The sequence below is a fragment of the Streptomyces sp. NPDC045899 genome (assembly GCF_056431485.1).
This window is the reverse complement of record NZ_JBWKKP010000016.1, coordinates 67,818-80,096: the sequence shown is the minus strand read 5'-3', so window position 1 is coordinate 80,096 and position 12,279 is coordinate 67,818. Positions and strand designations below refer to the sequence as shown.

The 12,279-nt window shown below is 72.3% G+C and carries 10 protein-coding genes; 6 read left to right on the top strand and 4 right to left on the bottom strand.

The window, feature by feature from the left end; genetic code table 11:
* The first annotated feature begins 74 nt into the window (after positions 1-74).
* The 3 genes from AC07FT_RS23605 (at position 75) to AC07FT_RS23595 (ending at position 5,934) form a co-directional block, all read left to right on the top strand.
* Complete coding sequence (locus tag AC07FT_RS23605) at positions 75-3,575, top strand: indolepyruvate ferredoxin oxidoreductase family protein (protein ID WP_479177966.1); 3,501 nt, start codon at positions 75-77, stop codon at positions 3,573-3,575.
* 26 nt (positions 3,576-3,601) lie between these two features.
* On the top strand, positions 3,602-4,741 hold the full coding sequence (locus tag AC07FT_RS23600) for an acyl-CoA dehydrogenase family protein (protein WP_479177965.1): 1,140 nt from the start codon (positions 3,602-3,604) through the stop codon (positions 4,739-4,741).
* An 89-nt stretch (positions 4,742-4,830) separates the two neighbouring features.
* Positions 4,831-5,934 carry a branched-chain amino acid aminotransferase gene (locus AC07FT_RS23595; RefSeq protein WP_479177964.1) on the top strand — a complete coding sequence of 368 codons (1,104 nt, stop codon included), beginning with the start codon at positions 4,831-4,833 and terminating at the stop codon, positions 5,932-5,934.
* Between the two features lie 31 nt (positions 5,935-5,965).
* Here the strand turns inward: AC07FT_RS23595 and AC07FT_RS23590 are convergent, their stop codons facing one another.
* From AC07FT_RS23590 to AC07FT_RS23580, 3 genes are all read right to left on the bottom strand, one after another.
* The gene (locus AC07FT_RS23590) at positions 5,966-6,196 is read right to left on the bottom strand and encodes a ferredoxin (RefSeq protein ID WP_479178033.1); all 231 of its coding nucleotides are present in this window, start codon (positions 6,194-6,196) and stop codon (positions 5,966-5,968) included.
* A gap of 5 nt (positions 6,197-6,201) precedes the next feature.
* The gene (locus AC07FT_RS23585; protein ID WP_479177963.1) at positions 6,202-7,434 is read right to left on the bottom strand and encodes a cytochrome P450; all 1,233 of its coding nucleotides are present in this window, start codon (positions 7,432-7,434) and stop codon (positions 6,202-6,204) included.
* A gap of 199 nt (positions 7,435-7,633) precedes the next feature.
* On the bottom strand, positions 7,634-9,193 hold the full coding sequence (locus AC07FT_RS23580; RefSeq protein ID WP_479177962.1) for an alkaline phosphatase family protein: 1,560 nt from the start codon (positions 9,191-9,193) through the stop codon (positions 7,634-7,636).
* Positions 9,194-9,358: 165 nt separating this feature from the next.
* On the opposite strand from AC07FT_RS23580, the gene AC07FT_RS23575 reads away from it, so the two are divergent.
* Complete coding sequence (locus tag AC07FT_RS23575; RefSeq protein ID WP_479177961.1) at positions 9,359-9,808, top strand: DUF5959 family protein; 450 nt, start codon at positions 9,359-9,361, stop codon at positions 9,806-9,808.
* A 95-nt stretch (positions 9,809-9,903) separates the two neighbouring features.
* Here AC07FT_RS23575 and AC07FT_RS23570 read toward each other — a convergent pair whose 3' ends face one another.
* Positions 9,904-10,368 (bottom strand): lamin tail domain-containing protein, encoded by a 465-nt coding sequence (locus tag AC07FT_RS23570; protein WP_471199169.1) that lies wholly within the window; start codon positions 10,366-10,368, stop codon positions 9,904-9,906.
* Positions 10,369-10,643: 275 nt separating this feature from the next.
* On the opposite strand from AC07FT_RS23570, the gene AC07FT_RS23565 reads away from it, so the two are divergent.
* Entirely contained in the window at positions 10,644-11,510 is an 867-nt protein-coding gene (locus AC07FT_RS23565) for an AAC(3) family N-acetyltransferase (RefSeq protein WP_479177960.1), read from the top strand.
* 10 nt (positions 11,511-11,520) lie between these two features.
* Entirely contained in the window at positions 11,521-12,279 is a 759-nt protein-coding gene (locus AC07FT_RS23560) for a class I SAM-dependent methyltransferase (RefSeq protein WP_479177959.1), read from the top strand.

Sequence of the window (12,279 nt, the reverse complement as noted above, 5' to 3'; positions counted from 1 at the left end):
GCAACTTACTTGTGCCCCCGGGGGAGGTGTTGCTGTCCTGAACGCTCGAACCCCACGACGACGAGGAGGCTCGAGTGAGCACCGAACCTGCCGCGGTATCGCTGCACGACAAGTACACGGCCCGCGGCGGCCGGGTGCTGATCTCGGGCATCCAGGCACTGGTCCGGCTGACGCTGGAACAGCGCCGCCTCGACGAGGAGCGCGGACTGGACACCCGCGCCTTCGTCAGCGGCTACCAGGGTTCGCCGCTCGGCGGCGTCGACCTGGAGATGGGCCGCGCCCAGCGTTTCCTCGACCCCGCCGGGGTGGTGTTCCAGGCCGGTCTCAACGAGGAACTGGCCGCCACCGCGGTGGCGGGCACCCAGCTGCTGGACCAGGTGCCCGGGAGCCGCCACGAGGGCGTCACCGGGTTCTGGTACGGCAAGAACCCCGGTCTGGACCGGGCGGCCGACGCCATCCGCCACGCCACGGTGGCCGGTACGGCCCCGCTCGGCGGCGCCGTGGCCTGGATCGGCGACGACCCGGCCAGCAAGTCGTCCACCGTGCCCAGCTCCTGCGAGCCGATGTGCCAGAGCCTGGCGATGCCGCTGCTCGCCCCCGGCTCCATCGCCGAGATCATCGAGTTCGGGCTGCACGCCGTCGCCCTCTCCCGCGCCACCGGACTGTGGACCGGGCTGAAGATCGTCGCCGATATCGCCGACGCCTCGGCCACCGTCGACCTCGACGGGATCGTCCCCGACATCCCCGCCCCGCGCCGGACCACCCGCGGCACCCTCCCGACCCTCGTCGGGCCCGCGTCCCTGGACGCCGAGTTCGACATGCTCACCCGCCGCCTCGGCCTCGCCCGTGCCTACGCCCGTGACACCGGTCTGAACCGGATCACCTACAGCGCCCCCCGCGCCACCCTGGGCGTGGTCGCCTCCGGCACCTCCTACGCCGTGGTCCAGCGCGCTCTGGCCGACCTCGGTATCGACGAGGCGGCCATGGAGACGCTCGGGCTCCGGCTGATCCGGCTGGGGATGCCGTACCCGCTGTGTGCCGAGGACCTCGTCGCCATGACCGGCGACCTCGACCAGGTCCTCGTCGTCGAGGACAAGGTGCCCTTCCTCGAAGGACATCTGAAGGAGGCCCTCTACGGCACCAAGGACGCCCCCGTCGTGGTCGGCCGCCACCGCGAGGACGGCCGTCCGCTGCTCACCGCGCGCGGCACCCTGGAGGCCGAACACGTCGCGCGGGCCCTGGCCGACCGCATCGGGACCGAGCTGCTGCCGCGCACCGCCACCGCCCATCTGGCCTCCCTCGCGCCGAAGCCCGCGGCCCGTATCTCCCTGCCGACCCTCTCCGCCCGCACCCCGTACTTCTGTTCCGGCTGCCCGCACTCCACCTCCACCCGCACCGACAGCGACACCCTCGTCGGGGCGGGCATCGGCTGCCATGTGATGATCGCCCTCGACGGCGCCGGCCGCGGCCACCAGATCGGGCTCACCCAGATGGGCGGCGAGGGTGCCCAGTGGATCGGGCTGGCCCCCTTCACCGACGACCGCCACTTCGTCCAGAACCTCGGCGACGGCACCTTCCACCACTCCGGATCGCTCGCCGTCCGGGCGGCGGTGGCCGCGGGCGTCACCATGACCTACAAGCTGCTGTACAACGACGCGGTGGCGATGACCGGCGGACAGCGCGCCGAAGGCCGTCTGGACGTCCCCGCCCTGACCCGCTGGCTGGCCCTCGAAGGCGTGCGCAAGGTCGTCGTGACCACCGCGCAGCCCGAGGACTACCGGGGCATCCGCCTGGACCCGATCGCCACCGTCCGCCACCGCGACGACCTGCCCGCGGCGGAGAAGGCCCTCGCCGCCACCGAGGGCGTCACGGTCCTCATCCACGACGACCGGTGCGCCGCCGAGGAGCGCAGGCTGCGCAAACGCGGTGAGCTGCCCACCCCCGCCGAGAAGGTGGTCATCAACGAGCGGGTCTGCGAGGGCTGCGGCGACTGCGGCGATGTGTCCACCTGTCTGTCGGTCCACCCCGTCGAGACCGAGTTCGGCCGCAAGACCCGGATCCACCAGCCGTCCTGCAACTCCGACTTCAGCTGTCTGAAGGGCGACTGCCCGTCCTTCCTGCTCGTCGAACCCAAGGCCGGGGCCCAGGAGGCCACCAAGCGGCGGCGCGCCGTCCCGCGGCTCCCGGTGGAGCTCACCGACCCCGTCCCCGCGGTCGACGTGGACGACACCCTGGTGCGGATGCCCGGGATCGGCGGCACCGGTGTGGTGACCGTCTCCCAGATCCTCCAGATGGCCGCCCACCTCGACGGCCGCCACGCCGCCGGGCTCGACCAGACCGGACTGGCCCAGAAGGGCGGTCCCGTCGTCAGCGACGTACGCATCTCCAGCACACCGGTGACCGGTGCGCTGCGTGCCTCCCGCGCCACCGCCGACGTCCTGCTCGGCTTCGACCTGCTCGGCGCCGCCGCCGACAGCAACCTCCAGGTCGCCCGCCCCGGACACACCATCGCGATCGTCAACACGGCCATCGTGCCCACCGCCGCCATGGTGACCAACCGGGTCGTCGTCCCCGGCTCCCCGGACGACTCCCTGGAGCGCATCGCCTCCGCCACCCGCCCCGAGGCCAATGTCCACCTCGACGCCCAGGGCCTCGCCGAGGCCGTCTTCGGCGACCATATGCCGACCAACACCCTGCTGATCGGAGCCGCCTTCCAGAGCGGCTGCCTGCCGCTCTCGGCACGTGCCATCGAGGACGCCATCCGCCTCAACGGCGCCGCCGTGGAGACCAACCTGGCGGCCTTCGCCTGGGGGCGCGCCGCCGTCATCGACCCCGAGGCCGTACGGCGCGCCACCGCCGCCCCCGAACGGCCCGTGGTGCACATCGCCCCGGTGGCACGCACCCTCGCCACCGCCGTCGGCGCGGGCGGACGGCTCCAGGAGACGGTGGCGCTGCGCGGCACCGACCTGATGGGCTATCAGAACGAGGCGTACGCCCGGCAGTACACCGCCGATGTACGGCAGGTGGCCGCCACCGCCCGCGAGCGGGCGGGCGAGGAGAACGGCGAGCGCATCGCCCTGGCCTACGCCCACGGTCTGCACAAGCTGATGGCCTACAAGGACGAGTACGACGTGGCCCGGCTGCACCTGGACACCGTCGAACGCGCCAAGGTCACCGAGGAGTTCGGCCCCGGTGCCTCGGTCTCCGTCATGCTGCACCCGCCCCTCCTGCGCGCCATGGGCATGAAGCGCAAGCTGCGGCTGCGGCGCTCCGCCCCCGCCGTCTTCCGCACCCTGTACGCCCTGCGCCGGGTGCGCGGCACCCGGCTGGACATCTTCGGCTACGCCCGGCTCCGCCGCGAGGAGCGCGCCCTGATCGAGGAGTACCGGAACCTGGTCCGGACCGCCCTGACCCATCTGACCCCGGACAACACCGCCGAGGTGGAGGAGTTGGTGCGGCTCGCCGAGGGCATCCGTGGTTACGAGGACATCAAGCTGGCCCGTATCGCGGACTTCCGCGACCAGGCCCGCGACGCCCTCGCCGGACTGAGCACCCCCACGGCCGTTTCCGCCTGATCCGTACGCCCAGCCCAGGAGCCGCCATGCCCGTCGACCGTCTGCTGCCCACCGGGGAAGCCGAGGATCTGATCGACCTCGTCCGGGACATCGCCGACAAGGAACTCAGCCCCCGCGTGGAGGAGCACGAACGCGCCGAGCGCTACCCCGAGGGGCTGTTCCGGCTGCTCGGCGAGGCCGGACTGCTGAGCCTGCCCTGCCCCGAGGAGTACGGCGGGGGCGCCCAGCCCTACGAGGTCTACCTCCAGGTGCTGGAGGAACTGGCCGCACGCTGGGCGGCGGTGGCCGTCGCGGTCAGCGTCCACACCCTCGCCTCCTTCCCGCTGCTCACGTTCGGCACCGACGCGCAGCGTGCCACCTGGGCGGAGGACGTACTGGCGGGGCGTCTCGTCGGTGGCTACAGCCTGTCCGAACCGCAGGCCGGGTCGGACGCGGCGGCCCTGAGCTGCCGCGCCGACAAGGACCCCGGCGGATACCGGATCAACGGCGCCAAGGCGTGGATCACCCATGGCGGCAAGGCCGGCTTCTACGCCCTGTTCGCCCGCACCGGCCCCGGCAGCGACGGAATATCCTGCTTCTTCGCTCCCGGGCGGGCCGACGGCCTCACCTTCGGCCGCCCCGAGGAGAAGATGGGGCTGCACGCCATCCCCACCACGACCGCCTTCTGGGACGGCGCCCTCCTGGGGCCCGAGCGGCTCATCGGTGACGAGGGCCAGGGACTGCACATCGCGCTGAGCGCCCTGGACTCCGGCCGTCTGGGCATCGCCGCCTGCGCCACCGGACTGGCCCAGGCCGCCCTGGACGCCGCCGTCGACTACGCCCATGAACGCACCACCTTCGGCCGCCGGATCATCGACCACCAGGGGCTCGGCTTCCTGCTGGCCGACATGGCCGCGGCCGTCGACTCCGCCCGCGCCGCCTACCTGGACGCCGCGCGCCGCCGTGACCGGGGGCGCCCCTACGGCCGCCAGGCCAGCGTGGCCAAACTCGTCGCCACCGACGCCGCGATGAAGGTCACCACCGACGCGGTCCAGGTCTTCGGCGGCTACGGCTACACCCGTGACTACCCCGTCGAGCGCTATATGCGCGAGGCGAAGATCATGCAGATCTTCGAGGGGACCAACCAGATCCAGCGGCTGGTCATCAGCCGCCATCTCGCCCGCTGACGCCACCGGACCGGCCGACCGCGGCGCGGACCGTACCCCCCACCCCCACTCCGCCTGGCAACAGGCCCGAGCGCTTGCGAGGACGCGGCGTGACACCACCTCACCTCACCTTCGAGCGGCACCCCCATCCCTCACCCCGGCCCGCCGCGGAGCGCGATGCGATCCTGGCCGCGCCCGGTTTCGGACGGCACTTCACCGACCACATGGTGACCATCGCCTGGACCGCCGACCACGGATGGCACAACGCCCGGCTGGAGCCCTACGCACCGATCCCCATGGACCCCTCGAACATGACCCTGCACTACGGGCAGGCCATCTTCGAGGGGCTCAAGGCGTACGCCCAGCCGGACAAGACCGCGGCCATGTTCCGCCCCGAGGCGAACGCCCGCCGCTTCCAGCTCAGCGCCCGTCGGCTGGCCATGCCCGAACTGCCGGTGGCGACCTTCGTCGAGGCGTGCGAGCTGCTGGTCCGCGAGGACGCCGGATGGGTTCCGCGAGAGCCCGAACACACGCTGTATCTGCGGCCGTTCATGATCGCTTCGGAGAACTCCCTGGGCGTCCGTCCGGCCGCCAGCTATCTCTTCGTGGTCATCGCCACCCCCGCCGGTGCCTACTTCCCCGGCGGTGTCGAGCCGGTGTCCGTGTGGGTGTCCCAGAACTACGTCCGGGCCGCCCCCGGTGGCACCGGGTCCGCCAAATGCGCCGGGAACTACGCCGGTTCGCTGATCGCCCAGGCCGAGGCGGCGGAGCAGGGCTGTGAACAGGTGGTGTGGCTCGACGCGCTGGAGCGCCGGTGGATCGAGGAGGTGGGAGTGATGAACCTGTGCTTCGTGTACGGCACCGGCTCCGACGCCACCATCGTCACCCCGCGGCTGACCGACACCCTGCTGGCCGGTGTCACCCGTGACTCGCTGCTGACCCTCGCCGAGGAGCTGGGCTACGCCACCCGCGAGGCCCGGATCAGCGTCGACGACTGGCGCGACGGCTGTGCCGACGGCTCCATCAGCGAGGTCTTCGCCTGCGGTACCGCCGCCGTCATCACCCCGGTCGGCCAGGTGAAGACGGTGGACGGCTCCTGGACGATCACCGACGGACGGCCCGGTCCGGTGGCCACGCGGCTGCGCGAGGCGCTGCTGCGGCGGCAGACCGGTGAGGACACCGATCCGCACGGCTGGCTGCACCCCTGCGCCTGACCGGGTGGGTCGCCCGGGCGGGGTGCCGGTCTCATCCGGTGCCCCGGCCGTCCTCGTCCACGGTGGCGGTGTCCACCGTGGAGATGACGCTGTTCGGGCAGAGCCGTGCCGCGAGCCGGGCCCTTTCGTGGAGCGCGGGCGGCGGCCGTTCGCCCACCACCACGACCAGGCCGTCGTCCTCGGACTGGTCGAACACCTCCGGCGCGGCCAGGACGCACCGACCGGCCCCCCGGCACCGGTCGCGGTCCACCCGGACGCGCATCACCCTCACCGGTCCCAGGTGACCGGGAGCCGGTGCACCCCGTAGACGAGCATGTCGTCCCGCAGCGGCACCTGCTCGGGCGGCACCGCGAGCCGGAGTGCCGGGAAGCGGCGGAGGAGGGCGGGGAACGCCGTCCTCATCTCCATCCGGGCCAGGTGCTGGCCCAGGCACTGGTGCATCCCGTGGCCGAAGGCCAGGTGCGCTCCGGCGTCCCGGGTGACGTCCAGGTCGTCGGGGACGGGGAAGTGCGAGGGATCGCGGTTGGCGGCGGCGAGCGAGCCCACCACCGTCTCCCCGGCGCGTATCCGCACCCCCGCGATCTCGACGTCCTCACGGGCGGTCCGGATGGTGCCGAACTGGGCGATGGTCAGATACCGCAGCAGCTCCTCGACCGCGTGGTCGGCCAGCTCCGGACGTTCGCGCACCAGCGCGGCCTGCCCGGGGTGGCTCAGCAGCGCGTAGGTGCCCAGGCCCAGCATGTTCGCGGTGGTCTCGTGTCCCGCGACGAGCAACAGCAGCCCCGCACCGGTCAGTTCTTCGTCGGTCAGCGGGGCGTCCCCGTCGGCGGCGGTGTCCGCGCCGTGCACCAGTCCGGACAGCAGCGCGTCATCCGGCCGCCGCCGTTTGGCGGCCACCAGCTCGCGCATGTACTCCCACAGCGCGTCCCGGGCGGCGAAGAGTTCCGCCTCCTCCCGGTCGATCCCGAACAGGGTGAACGTCCACCGCTGGAAGTCGGCCCGGTCCTCGTACGGCACCCCCAGCAACTGGCAGATCACCAGCGAGGGGACCGGACGGGCGAACGCCGCCACCAGATCGGCGGGCGGGCCGCCGTGTTCCAGCGCGTCCAGACGGGAGGTGACGATCTCCTCGATGTCCGGCAGCAGTCCGCGCATCCGCCGGACCGTGAACCACCGGGCCAGCAGCCGCCGGTAGCGCGTGTGCTCGGGCGGGTCCATACCGAGGAACGACCCCACCCGCCGGGAGTCCTCCTCACGGATCGGGAGGGAGCGGACCGGGGAGGAGGCCCGTCGGCGGTCCGCGCTGAACCGCTCGTCCGCGAGCAGGGCCTGTACGTCCTCGTAGCGGGTGAGCAGCCAGCCGGCCTTGCCGTCGGGGAAGGCCAGTGGGGTGGCCCGTCCCTCCTCGCGCAGTCCCGCGTACTCCTCGGGCGGATCGAAGGGGCAGCCGCGGTGGCGGGGCAGCGGGACCGGAGACGATCGGGACGATGTGACCGACACGGGAGTACCTCCCTCCGGACGACCGGATCCTCTTCTCCGAGCGTAGTGCGGGTATGCGGGCTCTGCTTCCGAGACCGGCTCCCATCTGCGGCGTCATATGAATAGTGTGCCAAGCGGGTGGCGGCCGGGAACGGCCCGGACGGCTGGTCGGGGCGGCGGTGGGGCCCGGGACGGACGGTCCCGGGCCCCACCGTGCGGGTCAGTGCGAGGACGGCTGGGCGGCGGTGGGCTGCCGCACCGCGACGCGGTCGACGGTCCAGAAGGCGCTGTTGTCGCCGGTGTAGCGGAACCGCAGCTGGAGCGACCGGGCACCCGGGGGCGGAGTGAGCCTCAGGTGTTCGACGGCGTTGGAGTCGGAGCGGTGGCTCCTGACCAGCACCGGCTGGCCGCCGTCCCACACCGCGTAGACATCTCCGGTCTGCGGTCCGTCGATCTCGTAGTGGTTGGCGTAGGAGACGTTCACGGCGCCGGATCCGTGCAGCGGGTAGGCCGGGCTGACCAGGGTCGAGTCGAACCGGCCGTCACCGTGGGGCTTGTCGTCCCATTCGTCGGAGTCGGCCACGGCGAAGACGTCACGGGCGCGCACGTTGGCCTCACGGCCCTGGCCGAGGTCGGTGTTGGTCCAGAACTCGTCGGTGGCGAAGGACCAGCCGCGCCATTCGGTGACACCCCCCGCGGGCATCCGGGAGTTGTCGATCGTCCAGCCGCGGGGCGGGGTGGTGGTCCAGCCCTTGACGTCCGCTCCGGGCTCGGTCTCGTCCGCCCGGGTGCGCAGCGCGCCGCGCACGCTGTCGAAGTCGTCGGGGGTCACGGTGGGGATGGGCGCTCCGTCCAGCCCCCAGGCCGGGTTGATCGCGACGCCCTCGTGGGTGAGGACGGTGGGTGCGATGTCGGTGAGCTTGATGTCGTTGCGCTGTGAACCGGGGCGCATCCCGGCGCCCTTGGCGATGACGAAGGTCTTGCGCTCCGCGGGGCTGTCGTCACCGTGGCCGCCCTCCGCGGTGTGTCCGTGGTCGGCGGTGACCACGATGAGCCAGTCCTCGGAGGCGCGGCCCGGCCGGGCGGCGACGGCGTCGAGGAGCTGTCCGATCCGCTGGTCCGTCGTGGTGAGTGCGTCGGTGTAGTCGCTGCTGGCGGTGCCGGAGTCGTGTCCCGCCTCGTCCACGTCGTTGAGGTGGACGAAGGTGGAGTCGGGGTTGCCGTGGGCCAGGTAGTCGGCGGCGGTCCGCGTGGTGTCGGTGTCGTCCTCGCCCTCGATGCGCCGGTCGGTCTTCTCGCCGAAGATCTCGTCGGTGATGGGCTCCCAGGTGCCCACCGTCAGGGTGGAGATGGCGGGGTCCGCGGTCTCCAGCCGGGTGGCGTAGTCGGGGTATTCCTCGAAGTTGGTGTCCCAGAAGAAGTTGCTCGTCACCTCGTGCTTGTCCGGCCACACCCCGGTGGCGATGGAGGCCCAGCCGGGTGCGGAGAGGGTGGGCGCGAACGGGTCGGCGTAGAGGTTGCTGGTGGCGGTCATCCCCTGCGCCATCAGTCCCTTGAGCCGCGGCATCGGCGTCTTGGCCAGGACGTCGTAGGTGGCGCCGTCCACGCCGATGACCAGTGTCTTGGTCTTCTTGCTCCCCTGGGGGAGTCCCGTGTAGGCGGCGGTGCCGGCTGACGTCCCGTCGGCCGCCGTGGCGTGGACGGCGCCGGACAGTGGCAGCACGGTGGCGGCCACGACGGCGGTCGCGAGGGCGATCCGGGCGCGGGTTTTCAGAATCACGCTGTGGTCTCCGAAAGTGTGGGGGCGGGAGGTGTCCGCGGTGCTGACGCACCGTGGGGTCCCGTTGTTCGACCCACCAGGATGAGAGCCCGGGGAGACGGAAGGCCAGAGCAAAAATCCCTCAATCGCGGCCCGTTCCGGGGCGGTGACCTACAGTCGCGTCCCATGGGAACGGAGATCGAGGGTGTTGAAGGGGCCCGTCCGGCCGGGGAGCTGGTCCATCTGGCCGACGCCGAGGGCAATCGCGTCAGCGTCACCGTGGTGGGGCGGTTGCCGGCCGTGCCGCACGGTCTGGCCGCCGAACTCGTCCTCGACACCCCGTTCGTGCGGGGCCGGCTCGATGTCTCGCTGTGGCGATCGCGGTTGGAGGCTTGGGGCCGTGCGCTGGACCGGCTCGAAGCGGGTCATGACATCACATGGATGGGGGTGGAGCGAGGTCCGACGCTCTCCGTCCGGCTCTCCGGGGAGCGGGGCTGTCCCGAGGTCGTCGTGGTGGACGAGTTAGTCTCGATGGTCACGGTACGGGTGCCGGTGGATCTTCCGGCCGGCTGGATCGCGGCCCACCGGGACCGGCTGCGCGCGGTGATGGCGGTGTGGGACCTGCCGGCCGGCTGAGGCGGCCCCGGCTGCCGGGGCGTACGCGGGACGGCCCCGGTGCGCCCGGTCCGAGGACGGGGCACACCGGGGCCGCGGTGGTGGTCCGGTCCGGCTCAGCGGTGGTGGTGCCAGTGGCCCTGGCGTCCCCAGGACTTGGCGTCCACGACGCGGCCGCGGTCGTTGCGGAGGATCGCGGTGTCCCCGTCGTTGTTCCAGATGTAGGTGCGGGAGTCCTGGTAGACGTCGCGCCGGGTGTCGGTGCCGGAGCCGGTCCGGACCCGCACCGACTCGTAGCCGCGCAGGGTCAGGTCCTCGAAGCGGTAGACGTGGCGGGAGGTGTCGGACAGGGTCCAGCCGGTGAGGTCGACGCGCTGGCGGCCGTTGTTGGTGATGGTGACCCACTCCGCGCGGAGGCTCCGGCGCGAGTAGTCGTCGCTGCCCGGGCTGTTGTACTGGACCTCCCCGATGGTCACGCGCGCGTGGTGCGTGGTGGGGTGGGCGCCGGCCGGAAGGGCGGCGGCGCCGAGCAGAGCGGTGGCGGCGAGGCTGCCGGCGGCAAGGCGGGCGAGTCGAGTCATGGTGACCCCTTGGTGTGCGGGGACGGCGGTGGGCCGTCCCGTTGATCGGGTCCCGGCGGTGGCCGGGGAGATCACTGTGCCGCGCCGCATGCTGGGGAGACACCATGAAACACCGCGTGTTACACAATACGGACATTTTTTGCCTTTCTATAACAAGGGCGGACTTAGTGAACTTGTCATGGGTGATGGGCTGACAAGCGGCCCGGTCCGGGGCGCCGTCGCGGGCACGCGAAAACTGGTGGTTCCCTCGACCCGGGGGGCCGCAGAATCCCCTCATGCCGACGACTCCGCCCAGCGGCCCGCTCTGTACCCGCGATTCACTGGTGACCCAGCTCCATGAGCTCGGTCTGCGCCCGGGGGAGACCCTCCTGGTGCACTCCTCCCTGAGTGCGCTCGGCTGGGTCTGCGGCGGCGCGGTCACCGTGGTCCAGGCGTTGCTCGACGTCCTGGGTCCGGGCGGAACGCTGGTGGTGCCGACGCACTCCGGCGACAACTCCGATCCGGCCGACTGGTGCAATCCGCCGGTGCCCGAGTCCTGGTGGGCCGGGATCCGCGCGGCGATGCCCGGCTATGACCCGCGCACCACGCCCACCCACGGTGTCGGCCGGATCCCCGAGACCGTCCGCACCTGGCCCGGCGCACTGCGCAGCGCCCATCCGCAGACCTCCTTCGCGGCCATCGGGGCGGGTGCCTTCGCGATCGTGGACGGCCATGCCCCGGCCTGCCGGCTCGGCGAACGCAGTCCGCTCGCCCGGCTGGAGGAGGCGGGGGCGCGGATCCTGCTGCTGGGGGCGGGCTTCGACGCCTGCACCGCCTTCCACCTCGCCGAATACCGGATCCCGGCCCCACGGGTCGATGTCTCCTTCGCTGTCATGACCCCGGGCGGACGCCGTTGGCACACCGTCCGGGACACCTCCATCACCGAGGAGCGCTTCGCCGAGCTGGGCGCGGCCTTCGAGGCGGAACGCCCGGTGGTGCACGGCCGGGTGGGCGGGGCCGAGGTACGGCTGTTCGCCCTGGCCGACGCCGTCGGCTACGCCGGAAAGTGGCTGGCCGCACACCGGCCCAGGGGTGGGTCCGGGCCGTCAACCCCGCCGGAGACCCCGGAGGTTCACCACCCCGCGCGGGCGGTCGAGGGGTGAGGATGGGGAGATGACCACGACCACACGCGCGCATTCGTTCAACCGGGCCGCCGCCCAGTACGCGGCGAGCCGGCCGTCCTATCCGCCCGCCCTCCTCGACACCGTCGAGGAACTCATGGGGCGTTCCCTCGCGGGCGCCCGGGTCGCCGATGTCGGAGCGGGCACCGGGATCGCCACCGCCCTGCTGTGCGAGCGCGGCGCCGAGGTGGTCGCCGTCGAGCCCGGCGACGGGATGGCGGCCCAGTTCCGCACCGCCCTCCCCGGAGTGCCGATCGTCCGGGGCGACGGCGACGCGCTGCCCCTCGCCATCGCCTCCTTCGACCTGATCACCTATGCGCAGTCCTGGCACTGGACCGACACCGCCCGGTCGGTGCCCGAGGCGCTGCGCGTGCTGCGTCCCGGCGGTGCGCTCGCGCTGTGGTGGAACATCGCCGCGACCGATGTGCCGTGGATCTCCGCGCAGAGCGAACGCATCGCCCGCCACTGCGGAGTGACACCACCCCCGACGAGGCGCACCGACGACCGCGAGGCCGCCCGGCTCGCGGGGCTCGAGGGGCTGCGTCTGACGCGGCGGCAGGTGCGCTGGAGCCGTACCGTCTCCCTCGATCTGCATCTGTCCAACATCAGCAGCCACTCGGCGTTCCTCGTGCTCGGCGAGCCCGGCACCCGGGCGTTCCTCGCCGAGGAGCGCGCCCACCTGCGCGATGTCTTCCCGGACGGGGAGGTGGAGGAGTCCTACGAGGTGGACCTGGTGGTCGTCCGGCGATGA

Excerpts from the sequence above, each read along its gene's own strand:
- AC07FT_RS23600 (WP_479177965.1), top strand. The coding sequence starts at position 3,602 with ATGCCCGTCGACCGTCTGCTGCCCACCGGGGAAGCCGAGGATCTGATC.
- AC07FT_RS23590 (WP_479178033.1), bottom strand. The coding sequence starts at position 6,196 with ATGCGCGTCCGGGTGGACCGCGACCGGTGCCGGGGGGCCGGTCGGTGC.
- AC07FT_RS23575 (WP_479177961.1), top strand. The coding sequence starts at position 9,359 with ATGGGAACGGAGATCGAGGGTGTTGAAGGGGCCCGTCCGGCCGGGGAG.
- AC07FT_RS23570 (WP_471199169.1), bottom strand. The coding sequence starts at position 10,368 with ATGACTCGACTCGCCCGCCTTGCCGCCGGCAGCCTCGCCGCCACCGCT.
- AC07FT_RS23565 (WP_479177960.1), top strand. The coding sequence starts at position 10,644 with ATGCCGACGACTCCGCCCAGCGGCCCGCTCTGTACCCGCGATTCACTG.
- AC07FT_RS23560 (WP_479177959.1), top strand. The coding sequence starts at position 11,521 with ATGACCACGACCACACGCGCGCATTCGTTCAACCGGGCCGCCGCCCAG.